The following is a 15,086-nucleotide window of genomic DNA, read 5'->3' as shown; positions in this document are numbered from 1 at the left end:
GAGCGGAGCGACACAGTGGCAGGCAAACCGGTCAGGCCCGTCAACGCCATCGACCAGACCCGGCGGATGCTCTCGTTGGTGACCTATCTCAGGGAGCGCCCCGGCGCCCGCATCGAGGACGTCGCGCGCGCCTTCGGTATCTCCGAGGACGAGCTGGTCTCGGACCTCGACGTGCTGCCCATGTGCGGCACCAGCTTCCGTGGCGGTGACCTGCTCGACATCGACACCGACGGCGAGCGCATCTGGTGGCACAACCCCGCCGCCCTGGCGGCAGAAGCGGCCGAGCCGCTGCGGCTCGCCGCCGACGAGGCGACCGCGCTGCTGGTGGCGGCCCGTGCCGTGTCCACGCTGCCCGGCCTGCGGGAGAGCGACCGTCAGGCGCTGCTGCGGGCGACCGCCAAGGTGGAGGCCGCGGCCGGGGAGGCGGCCGGCGCCAGCTCGCGGCTGTCGGTGACCTTCGAGTCCGAGGGCGGCGTCTTCGCCGACGTGGACCGTGCGATCTCCGAGCGCCGCCGCCTGTGGATCCGCTACTACTCACCGGCCCGCGACGAGGTCACCGAGCGCGAGATCGACCCGATCCGCCTGGTCAGCGTCGGCCACACCTACGTCGAGGCCTGGTGCCGCCGCTCCGAGGCGCGCCGCACCTTCCGGCTCGACCGGGTCGCCGAGATCAGGATCCTGGACGAGCCGTCCGCGCCGCCCGAGATCGAGCTTCGGGACCTGTCCGAGGGCCTCGTGCAGCCCGCCGCCGAGGACCCGGAGGTCGTGATCGAGGTCGGCCCGGGCGGGCGCTGGGTCGCCGAGTACTACCCGCATGACAGCGCCGATGAGCTTGCCGACGGCGGGCTGCGTATCACTCTGCGCACCCCCGACCCCACGTCGCTGCGGCGCCTCGCACTGCGGCTCGGGCGCGACGGCCGGATCGTCTCACCGGCCGCGCTGGCCGACAGCGCCCGGCACGCGGCCCGCGAGGCGCTGGCGGTGTACGACGGGGTCGAGGTGCGGGGCGAGCACGGGGCGCACCGGGTTCACGACGGACAGTAGGACAGCGCCCCCGAAGACGAGCGACCACGGAGAAGGGGAGCAAGGGCTTTGAGTGACTCGGCGACGTCCGGTGCGGTGGGAATGACGGTGGCGTCCGCGTTCGCCGGGATGAGAAGCGTGACCCCGGTGAAGTTCAAGGCGGGCTGCCCGGACTGCCGGGGCCGCTTCGAGCTCGCCGCGAGCGCGCTGCGCCTCGCCATCGGCGCCAGCAGCCGTACGACGTTCTACTCGTTCACCTGCCCCGAGTGCGGCGCGTCCGTTCGCAAGCCCGCCGGGGAGCGGATCATCGAGCTGCTGACCGGCGGCGGGGTCAGCACCCTGCGGCTGCACTCCACGCTGTAGGACGGTCTAGGCTCGGCGTCATGTTCTGGCCGATGTTCGCGGTAGCTGTGGGTTTCCTGGGTCTCACCGTTCTCGGTGTGCTCGCCGTGCGGGTCTTTCTGGAGGCACAGCGCCTCGGCCGGCAGGTGACGGACTCCGCGCGGCGCATCAGCAGGGCGGCAGAGGACCTGGAGCGGGCGAGCATGAGCGCTGCCCGGGCTGTGGACACGCTCTAGCGCCGCCAAGGATTGGGTGTGAGTCCCTCCCCGCATGCGTTTTGGGCCACTTCGCCCTGTCAACTTGACGTCCCGGACAGGTACGCTGCTGGTCGCGGCCCGGAGAACGAGGCCCGGTCCGCGGACAGGGAGTACGCACGGGGATTGCCTGACGTTTACCCCTGAGCGTTACGATCGCTGTCAACGCGATCGTTCGGACACATGTCCGACCGATCGGACAGCACCCCACCCCAGTAGCCTCGGTGAGAAGGTAAAGACTTATGTTCGGAAGGCTCGGAGCCCCCGAGATCATTCTCATCCTCGTCGTCATCATCCTGCTGTTCGGCGCGAAGAAGCTTCCGGACATGGCGCGCTCGCTCGGCAAGTCCGCGCGCATCCTGAAGAGCGAGGCGAAGGCGATGAAGGACGACGGCAGCAAGTCCGCCGCCCCGGCCGACCCGCCGAACAACGCCGGCGACGACCAGCAGCCCCCGGCTCAGCGCGTGATCCAGGCATCTCCCGGCGACGTGACCAGCTCGCGCCCGGTCAACGAGCCCACGGACACGACCAAGCGCTGACGCAGGGCCGGTGACCTCCGGCCCGCCGCACGAGATGGGAACGTGGGTTGCTGAAGTCTGCCCGCAAAGAGGAGAAGGATCCCGAGGGGCGGATGCCCCTCGCGGAGCACCTCCGTGAGCTCCGCAACCGGCTCGCGAAAGCGCTGCTCGCGATCGTCGTCATCACGATCGTCGCTGCCTTCTTCTATCAGGACATCATCAACTTCTTCACCAAGCCGGTCCTCGAGTCGGTCGGCTGCCCGAAGTCGTTCGAGGAACTGGCCAAGACGTCGCGTGAACAGAACCCGTGCGCGCAGATCACGATCAACGGTCTGCTCGCGCCGTTCACGCTGGCCCTGAAGGTGTCCCTGATGGCCGGCGTCGTGCTGGCCGCACCGGTCTGGTTGTACCAGCTGTGGGGCTTCGTCGCCCCCGGCCTCCACAAGCACGAGCGGAAGTACGCCTACGCGTTCGTCGCCACGGGCTTCCCGCTCTTCCTCGCCGGCGCCTTCTTCGCCTACAAGGTGCTGCCCAAGACCGCCACCGTCCTGATCGAGTTCACGCCGTTCGGCGTCGACAACCTGCTGCCGCTGGACGATCTGCTCGACCTCGTCACGCGCATGGTGATCGTCTTCGGTCTCTCCTTCGAGCTGCCCCTGCTGCTGGTGATGCTCAACTTCACCGGCGCCATCACCGGCAAGCGCATGCTCGGCTGGTGGCGCGGCATGATCATGGGCATCACGGTGTTCGCGGCGATCGCGACCCCGAGCACCGACCCGTTGACGATGATGGCCCTCGCCGGACCGATCTGGATCCTGTACTTCGGCGCCGTCTTCGTCTCCCTGCTCAACGACCGCCGCAGGCGCCGCCGAGAGGCCATGGGCCCCGCCGACGACGAGGCGTCCGACCTCGATCTGACCCCCGAGAGCATCGGCGAGGTCGAGACCGTGTCCGCGAGCCGGGCCCTGCCCGAGCAGGCCACCACCGAGCGGGTCAACGGCTACGACGACGTGACCTGACCGAGGCGGAATTTCGGGAACAGTGCGGCCGGGCGCCTACAGGGCGTGCCCGGCCGCTTCCGCTTTGCAGCCGTGAGCTGCACGGATCGCGGGTTTGTCCGGGGGCGATCCGGATAATGATCGTCCTGTTGTCAGTGGCGCCCGGTACGCTCGAAAGCACGATGACAGAGGACCTCTCACCGGCCGAGCGGTACGCGGCAGCGCGTCAGCGTGCTGCCGAGCAGGCCACGGCGCTCGCCTCATTCCGCGAGATGTACGACTTCGGCCTCGACCCCTTCCAGATCGAGGCGTGCCAGGCGCTCGAAGCGGGGAAGGGCGTGCTGGTGGCCGCGCCCACCGGCTCGGGCAAGACGATCGTGGGCGAGTTCGCCGTCCACCTCGCCCTGTTGCAGGGCAGAAAGTGCTTCTACACCACGCCCATCAAGGCGCTGTCGAACCAGAAGTACGCCGACCTGTGCCGCCGCTATGGCGACGGCATGGTCGGTCTGCTCACCGGCGACAACAGCATCAACTCCGAGGCACCGGTGGTCGTGATGACGACCGAGGTGCTGCGGAACATGCTGTACGCCGGGTCGCAGACCCTCCTCGGCCTCGGCCATGTGGTCATGGACGAGGTGCACTACCTCTCCGACCGCTTCCGCGGTGCCGTATGGGAGGAAGTGATCATTCACCTCCCCGAGTCGGTCACGCTGGTCTCGCTGTCGGCGACCGTGTCCAACGCCGAGGAGTTCGGCGACTGGCTCGACACCGTCCGCGGCGACACCGAGGTGATCGTCTCCGAGCACCGGCCCGTGCCGCTGTTCCAACACGTGCTCGCCGGGCGGCGGATGTACGACCTGTTCGAGGAGGGCGAGGGCCACAAGAAGGCCGTCAACCCCGACCTCACGCGGCTGGCCCGCATGGAGGCGACCAGACCCTCGTACCAGGACCGCAGGCGCGGTCGCGCCATGCGCGAGGCCGACCGGGAGCGGGAGCGCCGACAACGGTCCCGGGTGTGGACGCCGGGCCGCCCGGAGGTCATCGAACGCCTCGACGCCGAGGGGCTGCTGCCCGCCATCACCTTCATCTTCAGCCGCGCCGCCTGCGAGGCCGCCGTCCAGCAGTGCCTGCACGCGGGACTGCGGCTGAACGACGAGGAGGCGCGGGACAGGGTGCGCGCCCTGGTCGAGGAGCGCACCGCCGCCATCCCGACCGAGGATCTGCACGTCCTCGGCTACTACGAATGGCTGGAAGGCCTGGAGCGCGGCATAGCCGCTCACCACGCCGGCATGCTGCCGACCTTCAAGGAGGTCGTCGAGGAACTGTTCGTGCGCGGGCTGGTGAAGGCCGTGTTCGCCACGGAGACCCTGGCGCTGGGCATCAACATGCCTGCCCGGTCGGTGGTGTTGGAGAAGCTCGTCAAGTGGAACGGCGAGCAGCACGCCGACATCACGCCCGGTGAGTACACGCAGCTCACCGGCCGTGCGGGCCGGCGCGGCATCGATGTCGAGGGTCACGCCGTCGTGCTGTGGCAGCGCGGCATGAGCCCCGACCACCTGGCGGGGCTGGCGGGCACCCGCACCTATCCGCTGCGGTCCAGCTTCAAGCCGTCGTACAACATGGCGGTCAACCTCGTCGAGCAGTTCGGGCGGCACCGCTCGCGCGAGCTGCTGGAGACGTCCTTCGCGCAGTTCCAGGCCGATAAGTCGGTCGTCGGGATCTCCCGGCAGGTGCAGCGCAACGAGGAGGGGCTGGAGGGCTACAAGGACTCCATGACCTGCCATCTCGGGGACTTCGAGGAGTACGCGCGCCTGCGCCGCGAACTGAAGGACCGCGAGAACGAGTTGGCCAAGCAGGGTGCGGCGGAGCGCCGCGCGGAGGCCGCCGTCGCCCTGGAGAAACTCAAGCCGGGCGACGTCATCCATGTGCCGACGGGCAAGTACGCCGGTCTCGCGCTGGTGCTGGACCCCGGGCTGCCGGCCGGGCGGTCCAACGGTCACCGCGGCTTCGAGCACCACGACGGCCCGCGCCCGCTGGTCCTGACCGCCGAACGGCAGGTCAAGCGGCTCGCCTCGATGGACTTCCCGGTGCCGGTCGAGGCGTTGGAGCGGATGCGGATCCCGAAGTCCTTCAACCCGCGTTCCCCGCAGTCCCGTCGGGACCTCGCCTCCGCGCTGCGCACCAAGGCCGGGCACATTGCGCCCGAGCGGCAGCGCAAGCGGCGTTCCCAGGCGGCCGACGACCGCGAGATCGAGCGGCTGCGCAAGGCCCTGCGCGCGCACCCCTGCCACGGTTGCAACGACCGTGAGGACCACGCCCGTTGGGCCGAGCGCTACCACCGGCTGCTGCGGGACACCTCGCAGCTGGAGCGCCGTATCGAAGGCCGTACGAACACCATCGCCCGGACCTTCGACCGTATCGTCGCGCTGCTGACCGAGATGGACTATCTGCGCGGCGACGAGGTCACCGAGCACGGCAAGCGGCTCGCGCGGCTGTACGGCGAACTGGACCTGCTGGCCAGCGAGTGCGTCCGCGAGCGGGTGTGGGAAGGGCTCAGTCCGGCCGAACTGGCCGCCTGCGTCTCGGCGTTGGTGTTCGAGTCGAGGGCCGCGGACGACGCCATGGCCCCGAAGCTGCCGTCGGGCAAGGCCAAGGCCGCGCTCGGTGAGATGGTCCGGATCTGGGGGCGGCTGGACGCCCTGGAGGAGGACTTCCGGATCACGCAGTCCGAGGGCGTCGGGCAGCGTGAGCCCGATCTCGGCTTTGCCTGGGCCGCCTACATGTGGGCCAGCGGTAAGGGACTGGACGAGGTGCTGCGTGAGGCGGAGATGCCGGCGGGGGACTTTGTGCGGTGGTGCAAGCAGGTGATCGACGTGCTGGGGCAGATCGCGGCGGCGTCTCCTGCGGAGGGCTCCACTGTGGCCAAGAGCGCGCGCAAGGCTGTGGATGGGCTGCTGCGGGGGGTTGTCGCCTACTCGTCGGTGGGGTGACACGTTCGTCGGGCGGGTGCGGGCGGGCTGTGGCCGGTCGCGCCCACGCGGCGGGGCCGCACAGATGCGGCCCCGAGCCCGTGGGGCATGCACTCAGCGCAGGATGACCAGTTGCTGGGTCGCCCGCGTCATCGCCACATAACGGTCCACCGCTCCCTCGATCCCCTCGCCGAAGCTCTCCGGGTCGACGAGGACGACCAAGTCGAACTCCAGTCCCTTCGACAACTCCGGGGGCAGTGAGCGGACACGGTCCGTCGGCTGGAATGCGGGGGCCCCGATGACACAGGCGGTGCCCTCGCTGTGGGCGGCGAGCCAGGTGTCGAGGATCGAGTCCAGGTCCGAAGCCGAGCCGTGCACGACCGGGGTACCGCCGCTGCGGATGGAGGTCGGCACGTTCGCGTCCGGGAGCGCGGCTCGGATGACGGGCTCGGCCTCCGTCATGATCTCTTCCGGTGTCCGGTAGTTGAGGCTCAGGGAGGCCAGGTCGATCCGGTCGAGGCCGATCCGCTTCAGACGTTCCTGCCACGACTCCGTGAAGCCGTGCCTGGCCTGGGCGCGGTCGCCCACGATGGTGAAGCTTCGGGACGGGCAGCGCAGCAGCAGCATCTGCCACTCCGCGTCGGTGAGTTCCTGGGCCTCGTCCACGACGACGTGTGCGAACGGGCCGGCGAGCAGGTCCGGGTCGGCAGTGGAGACCTCGGACTCGTCGACGAGGCTGACCTGGGCGTCCTCGCCGCGCAGCATCGTCACCAGGCCGATGCCGTCGTCGCCGTCGGCACCGGAGTTGGCCACGGCCTCGATCAGGTTGTCGACGACCTGGGTCATGCGCTCCCGCTGGGCGGCGATGACGGCGTCGTGCCGCCGCTTGCGCCGCGACGCCTCCGGGTCGCCGAGCCGCTGCCGTGCCGCGTCCAGGAAGGGCAGGTCGGACGCCGTCCAGGCCTGGGGGTCCGCGCGCTGCAGCTTCTGCACCTCGTCGCGGCTGAGCCAGGGAGCACACAACCGCAGGTAGGCGGGGACCGACCACAGGTCGGAGACGAGGTCGGCCGCTTCGAGCAGGGGCCAGGCGCGGTTGAAGGCCGTGTGCAGTTCCCTGTTCTGCCTCAGCGACCTGCGGACCAGGTCGGGCGAGACGTGTGCGTCGTCACCGGAGGCGTCGCCCTGGTGCTTGTCCACCAGGATGGTGAGCAGTTCCTCCCAGACCTGGTTGCGCGCGTCGTTGTGCGGAGTGCCGGGTTCAGCCGCCTCGAAGGCCACGGCCCAGTCGGTGGCACTCAGCCAGATGTCGGACCAGTGGGTCGTGACCGTCATGCCCTTCGTGGGCGGCTCCTCGTAGAACCTGACGGCCTTCTCGAGCGCCTTCACCAGCTCCGCGGACGACTTCAGACGGGCCACCTCCGGATCGGCCTCGACGGTTGCCTCGGCTCCCTCGGCGACGAGGTCGCGCAGGATGCAGGTCTGCACGCCCTCCTCTCCGAGGCTGGGGAGGACGTCGGCGACGTAGTCCAGGTACGGCCGGTGCGGACCGACGAACAGCACGCCGCCCCGGCGGTGACCGAGCCGGGGGTCCGAGTACAGGAGGTAGGCGGAGCGGTGCAGGGCGACGACGGTCTTCCCGGTGCCCGGGCCGCCGTCGACGACGAGGGCGCCGCGCGACCCCGCACGGATGATGGCGTCCTGGTCGGCCTGGATGGTGCCGAGCACGTCCCGCATCCGTGGCGATCGGTCGCTGCCGAGGCTGGCGATGAAGGCGGACTGGTCGTCGAGCGAGGCATGGTGACCGGCGAACCCGTCCGGGGTGAACACCTCGTCCCAGTAGTCGCTGATCCGGCCGCGGGTCCAGCGGTACCGGCGGCGGCTCGCCAGGCCCATCGGGTCGCCGTGGGTGGCTCCGAAGAACGGTTCGGCCGCGGGGGAGCGCCAGTCGAGCAGCAGCCGCCGGCCGGTGCTGTCGGTCAGGCCGAGCCGCCCCACGTACACGGGCTCGGAGTCGTCCGCGCCGACCATGTGCCCGAGGCACAGATCCAGGCCGAAGCGGTGCAGGGTGCGCAGGCGGGCGGTGAGCCGGTGGATCTCCGTGTCCCGGTCCATGGCATCCCGGCCCATGCCGCCGGGTGCCCTGCGGGCGGCGTCGAGGCGGCCGGTCAGCTCGGCGATCGTCTCTTCGAGGCATCGCGCGATGGCCGCGAAGTGCTGCTCGTCGGCCGCGATCAGCTTCGGGTCGGCCTTGAGGGAGAGACGGTCGGGAAGATCGAACGCGCTGGTGGTCAGATATGTCATGGCAGTTGCTCCGAATGTGCGGTCGATGGCGACCATCGCGCGGCGAAAGGCGGCGCCTGGGAAGAACACGCGTGCTTCACGCGGACGCGGGCGGCCAGTGTCAGCCGGCCATGTCGAGCAGCAGCTTCGCTGCCACGTCCGCCCCGTCGGTGCGGATCGTCGCCGCGACGGCGGCTGCGCGGGCGCGGGTCTCGGGGGCGAGGGCCGCTTCGAGCGCGGCCGACAGGGACTCCAAGGTCGGCGTCGGACCGTCGTGTGCGGTGCCGATGCCCAGGTCCGCCACGCGGCCGGCCCAGTACGGCTGGTCGGCCAGCTGGGGCACCACGACCTGGGGCGTGCCGGCCCGGGCGGCCGTGGCCGTCGTACCCGCGCCACCGTGGTGCATGACGGCGGCCACCCGGCCGAAGAGCGCCTGATGGTTGGCCTCGCCCACGGCGAAGCAGTCGTCCTGGTCGTCGATCAGGGCGAGGTCGGCCCAGCCACGGGAGACGAGGACGCGGCGGCCCTGCGCGCGAACCGCGTCGATGGCCACCTGGGCGGCGTCCGCCGCGGCATGCATGGGCATGCTGCCGAATCCCACGTACACCGGCGCGGTGCCGGCGTCCAGGAACGCCTCCAGCTCGGCCGGGAGCGGACGGACGTCGGGCAGGACCCACGCACCGGTCTGGACGACGTCGAGGCCCGGCATCTCGTGCAACGGATCCAGGACCGGGTCCGTCGCCACCCACGGGCTGTCGCCGAAGACGTGGTCGCGGACGTCGGCCACCGGCGGCAGACCGTTCGACGCCCGGTTCGTGTTGAGCGCCTCACCGAACAGCTCGTTGATGCTTTGGGCGTCCAGGTCCCACAGCGCCCGGTTGTCGGTCACCTCCGGCGGGAACGGGCGGCCCCGGTACGCCAGCGGCCGGCGGTGCGGCGACGGCAGGGTGAGCTGCTGGAAGATCACGGACACGGAGCGGATGCCCAGCTTCTCGGCCACCGACCGCGCGCCCGCCGCGGCCGGCATCATGCCGGTCGCCACCAGCAGATCGCAGCCCTCGGCCGCCTCGGCGACCGCCTCGAACTGGGCGGCGATCACCTGGGCCGCCCGCTCGGGCATCGACGGCGGCGGCACCGCTTGCGTCAGCTCCCGGGCCGACGGTCCGACCGGCACCATCGCCACCCCGACCTCGGCCAACCGCCGCGCGAAGTCCTCGTCCGGCGGCGCACACACCCGCACCTCGGCGCCGAGTTCCCGCAGGGGCACCGTGAGTGCCGCGAGCGGTTCGACATCTCCGCGCGACCCATAGGTCGACAACAACACACGCACTACGTGACTCCCCGTTTCCGCAGGTCTTGGCCTTAGGCCGGAGATTCTGCGGCAAGAGGGGGGCCTTGCCGCAAGCCCCCCAATGCGTTATAAGTTAATAGTGGCAAGGAGAGCGTGACCTCCTTGCCCTTCGTGTTTTCAGGCGTCGTTCGTGTTCTCAGGTGCGGTCTCCCCTGAGATAGGACCGCCAGCCGCCGTTCGACGTGATGTCCTCGGCGCCCGCCAAGGCACCAGGCTCGCACAGGAACCCCGGGACGTGGCTGCCGTCCGCCAGTTGCACGCGCCCCAGGGCCATCGGCCTGGGCAGGTCGGCGAGGAGCCGGCCGAGCCCCTCCGCCGGGAGCCGCCACACCTCCGCCTCGATCGCCGCCCCGCCCTCGCCGGGGCCGACGCCGTGACCGACATGAACCAGGCCCGGCTTGGGCGGGGACGTGGGCAGCGCGTGCAGCCGGTAGACGGGGGCCGTGGCGATCGTACGGTCGAAACGGGCGCCGAGGGCGAGCACCTGCGAGTTGAGGGGCTGGCCCGTGAGGTGCGCCCCGACCACCGCGAGGCGGACTTCCGGCCGGAGCAGGCCGGCGACCCGGGCCAGCCGGTCGTCCGTGAACGCGGGGCCGAGCAGCATCACGCCGAAGGGCAGGCCGTTCACCTCACCGGCCGGGACGGCGACCGCCGCCAGGTCGAACAGGTTCGTGGAGTTGGTGAAGCGGCCCAGCCGGGCGTTGGCGCCGAGCGGGTCGGCGGCCTCCTCGGCGAGGGTCGGGTGGCCCGGTGCGGTGGGGAGCAACAGGGTGTCGGCGTCGGCGAGTTCGGCCTCGGCGCCGGTGCGCAGGGCGGCGAGCCGGTCCTGGTCGGCGAAGAGCCGGTCGGCCGGGACGTCGCGGGCGCGGGTGATGATGCCGGCGACGGTGGGATCGAGGGCCGTGTCGCCTTCGGCAATCGCCTTGTCGACAAAGTTCCTCACCGCCGTGTAGCGCTCGGCGACGAAGGCGCCCTCGTAGAGCATCGCGGCGTGCACGGACGTCGGCTCGAATCCGTTGCAGGGGTTGTTGATCTGGGGGCAGTTGGAGACCAGGACCAGGACGTCGCGCTCGGCGCGCAGGGTCAGGTACAGCCCGGGTGCCGAGATGCCGTCGACGATGCCGAGGGTGCCGTCCTTCTCGACCGGCACGTTCATGTACCGGTTGATGTTGGAGACGAGGTCGCGCTTGCCGAGGCCGTGCTGGGCGCCCTCGGCGAGGAAGTTGTCCACACAGGCGCGCTGCGACCAGGTGTGGTGGCCGTACCGCAGCGTGTTCGACTCCTTGGAGCAGGCGCCGCCGACCGTGTCGTGGCGGCCGACGTAAACCGGTCGGTCGCCGGGTCGGCAGGCCGCGGGCGGCGCAGCGGCCGGACGGTGGCCTCCCGCCACGCGACGAACTGCTCGCAGCCGCCGCGGAGTTGTTCACCACCCGTGGCTACGCCGCCACCACCACCCGTGCCGTCGCCGAGCGGGCGGGCATGCGACAGGCGTCGATGTACCACTACGTCTCCGGCAAGGAGGAGCTCCTCGCCGAGCTCCTGGAATCCACGGTCACGCCCTCGCTCGCGTACGCCCGCGAGCTTCTCGCCGACGACTCGGCCCCGGCCGAGGACCGGCTGTGGGAGCTGTGCCGCACGGACGTGGAGCTGCTGTGCGGCGGACCGCACAACCTCGGCGGGCTCTACCTGCTGCCCGAGGCGCGCGCCGAGCGGTTCGCCGGCTTCCACGCCGTGCGCGCCGAACTCAAGGACGTCTACCGCCAGTTGCTCGCCGCCACGGCCGCCGGCGGCGCACTCGCCAAGAGCGAGCTGGAGCTGCGTACGGATCTGCTGTTCGGTCTGATCGAGGGCGTCATCCTCGTCCACCGGTCCGATCCGGAGCGCCCGGTATCGGTGTTCGCCGAGGCCACGGCCGATGCGGCGCTGTGCATCGCCGGGATCTGAACCAGCCGCCGACCGGCGACCGGAACCCGATCTTCACCCGTCACGGTGAGTATTCTTCGTACACCCGTACGCCGTGACGCACCGTGTACGAATGTAATCCGAGCGTATAAATGGGCTTGAGGGTACTACCGCCGCGCGCGCCGTTTCAGGTGCTTGCTGAATATGACACGGCGATGATCCGGTCGGACTAAGCTCGCCCGCAGCGCACCGAGTTGAGGTGTAATCGTGCGCTTGTTCCCAAACATGCAGAAGATTCCGACATACCCATGACGTACCCCACTGCAAGCTCCCCCTACACCCACCCGATTCGTTTCAGAGGGCCCACATGGTGAGCGTTCAATCCCCGTCCAGACGCCGTGAACTCCCGTACATGCGCGCACTGTTGCTCCCGGCGATAGTGATGGCCGCGGCGACCGGAGCAGCCGTCGCCGTGGTGGCTGAACCGGCACGGACGGCCGTCGGAGTGAGCGGCGCCGTGGCCATGCTGCTGGTGCTGGCAGCCGTGGCCGAAGCGGTGCGCCGCGGTCGCGCCCTGCGGGATGCGCGAGCCGAGCACGCCCGTCACGCTGCGTACCTGGAGCGGCGTATCGCCTCCCACGACGAGGAGATGAAGCGCCTCGCCACGGAGATCACGCCCGCCGCGATCTACCGTCTGCGTTGCGACCATTCACCCCATGAGGTGATTCGCGACCTCGCCCTGATCGACCCCTCCTACGCGCAACTCCCACCGGCGCAGGTGGAGTTGGTGAAGTCGATGCTCAACATCGTCGACCGCGAGGAAGCCCTGCGCGACTCCGCCCAGCGGTCCTTCGTCAACATCGCCCGCCGCGTCCAGTCGATCGTGCACCAGCAGTCCGAGGAACTCCGGGAGATGGAGGAGGACCACGGCCGCAACCCCGAGGTCTTCGACGACCTGCTGCGCATCGACCACGGCACCATGCTGATCGGCCGCCTCGCCGACTCCATCTCCGTGCTCGGCGGCGGCCGCCCCGGCCGGCAGTGGCCCAACCCCGTCCAGCTCTACAGCGTGCTGCGCGGCGCCATGTCCCGGATCCTGGAGTACCGCCGTATCAAGCTGGACTCCATCGTCGCGGTCAACGTCCGCGGCATCTCCGTCGAGCCGGTCATCCACGCCGCGGCCGAACTCCTCGACAACGCCACCCGCTACTCGCCGCCGCAGACCGAGGTGCACGTCACCGCGACCGAGGTGCAGACCGGCATCGCGATCGAGATCGAGGACGCGGGCGTCAGCCTCAGCGAGGAGGCCCGCGCCCGGGTCGAGAACATGCTGGAGCGCGCCAAGGAGGGCAGCGACCTCCAGGAACTCGGCGAGTCCCCGCGGCTGGGTCTCGCCGTCGTGGGCCGTCTGTGCACGGCGTTCAACATGCAGGTCTCCCTGCGCACTTCCGCGTACGGCGGGGTCCGCGCGGTCCTCATCATCCCGCGCGAGATGCTGACCACCGACCCCGCGCCCGGCTACGCCCACGGCATCGGCGCCGCCGCCGCGCCCGATCTCAGCCCCGGCGCCCTCGAAGGTCCCAAGCGCACCCCCAAGAAGCGGCGGCCCACCAGCCCGAAGATCCCGGCCACGGTCTCCTTGGAGGACGACGTCCCCGTGGTCACCGAGTGGACCGCCAACGGGCTGCCGCAGCGCCGCAGCCGGGTCAAGACCCCGCTCAGCAAGCGGATCGCCGAGCAGGCGGCCATCGAGCAGGCCGAACGGGAGGGCAGGCCGACGATCTGGTCGACGGCCAAGCCGGAACCCGAGCCGGAGCCGGCCGTGGACGAGCCCGCACCCGGTGCGTGGGTCGAGGCGTTCTGGAACGGACTCAAGGACAAGCCCGACCCCTACACACTCCAGCCGCGAACCCAACCGGGCCGACCGGCCCGTGCCGAGGCCGACGACGAGGGGGACCTCAAGTGATCCAGCAGCGCGCCAACTTCGACTGGATGCTCAAGGAGCTCCACGACGGCGTACCGGGCATCGAGATGATCGTGGTGCTCTCCGCCGACGGACTGCGCATCGCCCGCTACGGCGGCGACCCGGACACCGCCGACCGCGTCGCCGCGGCCTGTGCCGGTCTGCAGAGCCTGGCGACCGCCGTCGCCACGGAGATCCCCAACAGCGACGGCAAGATGAAGATGGTCCTCATCGAGATCAACGGCGGCTACTTCTACCTGATGGCCGCCGGTGCCAACGCGTATCTCGCCGTGCTCTCCGACACGTTCGCCGAGCCCGGTCTGATGAGCAACCGCATGTCGGACCTCGTCAGCCGCATCGGGGCCCATCTCACCAGTCCGTCGAGGCGCAACGGGCAGACCGTATGACGCCTCCGCAACGCCAGCGGCGATTTCCCATGGAGCCGTTGCCCCCGCCGCCACCGCCGCCGCGGCCGGGAGTGAAGAAGAACCCGGAACGGCTCTTCGTGGTGGCGGGGAAGGACGGTGCCGAGCGCGCCGAGCTCGACCTGGTCACCTTAATCGTGGCGAGCGCCGTCCCAACGCCCTCCTCCGCGCCCGAGCAGACGGCGCTGCTCCGGCTCTGCACGACCCCTCTGTCAGTGGCCGAACTGTCGGCCTACCTGAATCTGCCGTTCAGCGCGATGACGGTCCTGCTCACCGACATGCTGACGGCCGACCTGGTGACGGCGCGCGCCCCCCTCGTGCGCCAGTCCGTCGCCGACCGGTCCCTTCTCGAAGCGGTGATGCATGGACTTCAAAGGCTCTGACACCATCCCCGGTCCACGGACCGAGGACCAGCTGCCGCACACGGCCGAGGCCGCGGTCAAGATCGTGATCGTGGGCGGCTTCGGGGTCGGCAAGACGACGATGGTCGGCTCTGTCAGCGAGATCAGGCCGCTGACGACCGAGGAGACCATGACGCAGGCCGGTATCGGTGTCGACGACAACTTCGGCTCGGACACCAAGACGGCCACGACGGTGGCGATGGACTTCGGCCGCATCAGCATCACCGACGAACTCGTGCTGTACCTCTTCGGCACCCCCGGCCAGGAGCGCTTCTGGTTCCTGTGGAACGGGCTGTTCGAGGGCGCGCTGGGCGCGGTCGTGCTGATCGACACCCGTCGGCTGGAGGTCAGCTTCGACGTCATAGGGCGTCTCGAGGAGCGCGGCGTGCCGTTCGTCGTCGCCGTCAACTCCTTCCCCGACGGGCCCCGTTACCCGGTCGAGGATCTTCGCGCCGCCCTGGACCTGGACCCGGAGATCCCCATCGTCGAGTGCGACGTACGCCGCCGGGCCTCCAGCCGTGACGTCCTGATGACCCTGATGCGCTTCCTGCACTCGCTCGCCATGTCGGGCGCGCTCAGGTAGACCCGTCCGCCGGATCGATCCCACCCCCGTGCATCCGGCGACCCCTGCAACCCCCTGCATCCGCATCCGCCCTGACT

At 70.3% G+C, this 15,086-nt stretch carries 14 protein-coding genes and 1 pseudogene; 11 read left to right on the top strand and 4 right to left on the bottom strand.

Annotated elements, in window-relative coordinates:
* Positions 1–15: 15 nt before the first annotated feature.
* The 6 genes from ACZ7L5_RS23800 (at position 16) to ACZ7L5_RS23775 (ending at position 6,125) form a co-directional block, all read left to right on the top strand.
* Positions 16–1,044 carry a helix-turn-helix transcriptional regulator gene (locus ACZ7L5_RS23800; RefSeq protein WP_471518635.1) on the top strand — a complete coding sequence of 343 codons (1,029 nt, stop codon included), beginning with the start codon at positions 16–18 and terminating at the stop codon, positions 1,042–1,044.
* Positions 1,045–1,092: 48 nt separating this feature from the next.
* Entirely contained in the window at positions 1,093–1,386 is a 294-nt protein-coding gene (locus ACZ7L5_RS23795) for a hypothetical protein (protein ID WP_365062120.1), read from the top strand.
* A 20-nt stretch (positions 1,387–1,406) separates the two neighbouring features.
* Positions 1,407–1,601 carry a hypothetical protein gene (locus tag ACZ7L5_RS23790; protein ID WP_362381039.1) on the top strand — a complete coding sequence of 65 codons (195 nt, stop codon included), beginning with the start codon at positions 1,407–1,409 and terminating at the stop codon, positions 1,599–1,601.
* Between the two features lie 260 nt (positions 1,602–1,861).
* On the top strand, positions 1,862–2,158 hold the full coding sequence (gene tatA / locus ACZ7L5_RS23785) for a Sec-independent protein translocase subunit TatA (RefSeq protein ID WP_471518634.1): 297 nt from the start codon (positions 1,862–1,864) through the stop codon (positions 2,156–2,158).
* 47 nt (positions 2,159–2,205) lie between these two features.
* Positions 2,206–3,156, top strand: coding sequence for a twin-arginine translocase subunit TatC (gene tatC / locus ACZ7L5_RS23780; protein WP_471518633.1), 951 nt, complete (start codon positions 2,206–2,208; stop codon positions 3,154–3,156).
* A gap of 116 nt (positions 3,157–3,272) precedes the next feature.
* Positions 3,273–6,125 carry a DEAD/DEAH box helicase gene (locus ACZ7L5_RS23775; protein ID WP_471518632.1) on the top strand — a complete coding sequence of 951 codons (2,853 nt, stop codon included), beginning with the start codon at positions 3,273–3,275 and terminating at the stop codon, positions 6,123–6,125.
* 93 nt (positions 6,126–6,218) lie between these two features.
* Here the strand turns inward: ACZ7L5_RS23775 and helR are convergent, their stop codons facing one another.
* The 4 genes and pseudogenes from helR to ACZ7L5_RS23755 all read right to left on the bottom strand — a co-directional run.
* Positions 6,219–8,405, bottom strand: coding sequence for an RNA polymerase recycling motor ATPase HelR (helR, locus tag ACZ7L5_RS23770; protein ID WP_471518631.1), 2,187 nt, complete (start codon positions 8,403–8,405; stop codon positions 6,219–6,221).
* Between the two features lie 100 nt (positions 8,406–8,505).
* The gene (locus tag ACZ7L5_RS23765; RefSeq protein WP_471518858.1) at positions 8,506–9,708 is read right to left on the bottom strand and encodes a glycosyltransferase; all 1,203 of its coding nucleotides are present in this window, start codon (positions 9,706–9,708) and stop codon (positions 8,506–8,508) included.
* Between the two features lie 163 nt (positions 9,709–9,871).
* Entirely contained in the window at positions 9,872–10,720 is an 849-nt protein-coding gene (locus ACZ7L5_RS23760; protein ID WP_471518857.1) for an allophanate hydrolase-related protein, read from the bottom strand.
* Positions 10,706–11,056: pseudogene (locus tag ACZ7L5_RS23755) on the bottom strand (DUF1989 domain-containing protein); the annotation flags it as partial. The pseudogene ACZ7L5_RS23755 and the gene ACZ7L5_RS23760, both read right to left, overlap by 15 nt.
* A 77-nt stretch (positions 11,057–11,133) precedes the next feature.
* Here ACZ7L5_RS23755 and ACZ7L5_RS23750 point away from each other — a divergent pair.
* The 5 genes from ACZ7L5_RS23750 to ACZ7L5_RS23730 all read left to right on the top strand — a co-directional run bounded on the left by ACZ7L5_RS23750 (position 11,134) and on the right by ACZ7L5_RS23730 (position 15,009).
* Positions 11,134–11,679, top strand: a complete 546-nt coding sequence (locus tag ACZ7L5_RS23750) for a TetR/AcrR family transcriptional regulator (protein ID WP_471518855.1) — start codon at positions 11,134–11,136, stop codon at positions 11,677–11,679.
* Between the two features lie 325 nt (positions 11,680–12,004).
* The gene (locus tag ACZ7L5_RS23745; protein ID WP_471518630.1) at positions 12,005–13,603 is read left to right on the top strand and encodes a sensor histidine kinase; all 1,599 of its coding nucleotides are present in this window, start codon (positions 12,005–12,007) and stop codon (positions 13,601–13,603) included.
* A complete protein-coding gene (locus tag ACZ7L5_RS23740; RefSeq protein ID WP_328428875.1) occupies positions 13,600–14,007 on the top strand; it encodes a roadblock/LC7 domain-containing protein in 408 nt (135 codons plus the stop codon). The genes ACZ7L5_RS23745 and ACZ7L5_RS23740 overlap by 4 nt, the downstream gene beginning before the upstream one ends.
* Positions 14,004–14,408, top strand: a complete 405-nt coding sequence (locus tag ACZ7L5_RS23735) for a DUF742 domain-containing protein (RefSeq protein ID WP_384183963.1) — start codon at positions 14,004–14,006, stop codon at positions 14,406–14,408. The genes ACZ7L5_RS23740 and ACZ7L5_RS23735 overlap by 4 nt, the downstream gene beginning before the upstream one ends.
* Positions 14,389–15,009, top strand: coding sequence for a GTP-binding protein (locus ACZ7L5_RS23730; RefSeq protein ID WP_328882772.1), 621 nt, complete (start codon positions 14,389–14,391; stop codon positions 15,007–15,009). Before ACZ7L5_RS23735 ends, ACZ7L5_RS23730 begins: the two co-directional genes overlap by 20 nt.
* Positions 15,010–15,086 lie beyond the last annotated feature (77 nt).

The organism is Streptomyces sp. NPDC107528 (assembly GCF_055639295.1).
Note: the sequence above shows the minus strand (reverse complement) of the source record. Positions and strands in the feature narration are given on the sequence as shown.

What these genes read in the sequence shown, in the direction of transcription:
- ACZ7L5_RS23790 (WP_362381039.1), top strand. Translation starts at nt 1,407, where the DNA reads ATGTTCTGGCCGATGTTCGCGGTAGCTGTGGGTTTCCTGGGTCTCACC.
- tatA (WP_471518634.1), top strand. Translation starts at nt 1,862, where the DNA reads ATGTTCGGAAGGCTCGGAGCCCCCGAGATCATTCTCATCCTCGTCGTC.
- ACZ7L5_RS23775 (WP_471518632.1), top strand. Translation starts at nt 3,273, where the DNA reads ATGATCGTCCTGTTGTCAGTGGCGCCCGGTACGCTCGAAAGCACGATG.
- helR (WP_471518631.1), bottom strand. Translation starts at nt 8,405, where the DNA reads ATGACATATCTGACCACCAGCGCGTTCGATCTTCCCGACCGTCTCTCC.
- ACZ7L5_RS23760 (WP_471518857.1), bottom strand. Translation starts at nt 10,720, where the DNA reads ATGCTCTACGAGGGCGCCTTCGTCGCCGAGCGCTACACGGCGGTGAGG.
- ACZ7L5_RS23745 (WP_471518630.1), top strand. Translation starts at nt 12,005, where the DNA reads ATGGTGAGCGTTCAATCCCCGTCCAGACGCCGTGAACTCCCGTACATG.
- ACZ7L5_RS23735 (WP_384183963.1), top strand. Translation starts at nt 14,004, where the DNA reads ATGACGCCTCCGCAACGCCAGCGGCGATTTCCCATGGAGCCGTTGCCC.
- ACZ7L5_RS23730 (WP_328882772.1), top strand. Translation starts at nt 14,389, where the DNA reads ATGGACTTCAAAGGCTCTGACACCATCCCCGGTCCACGGACCGAGGAC.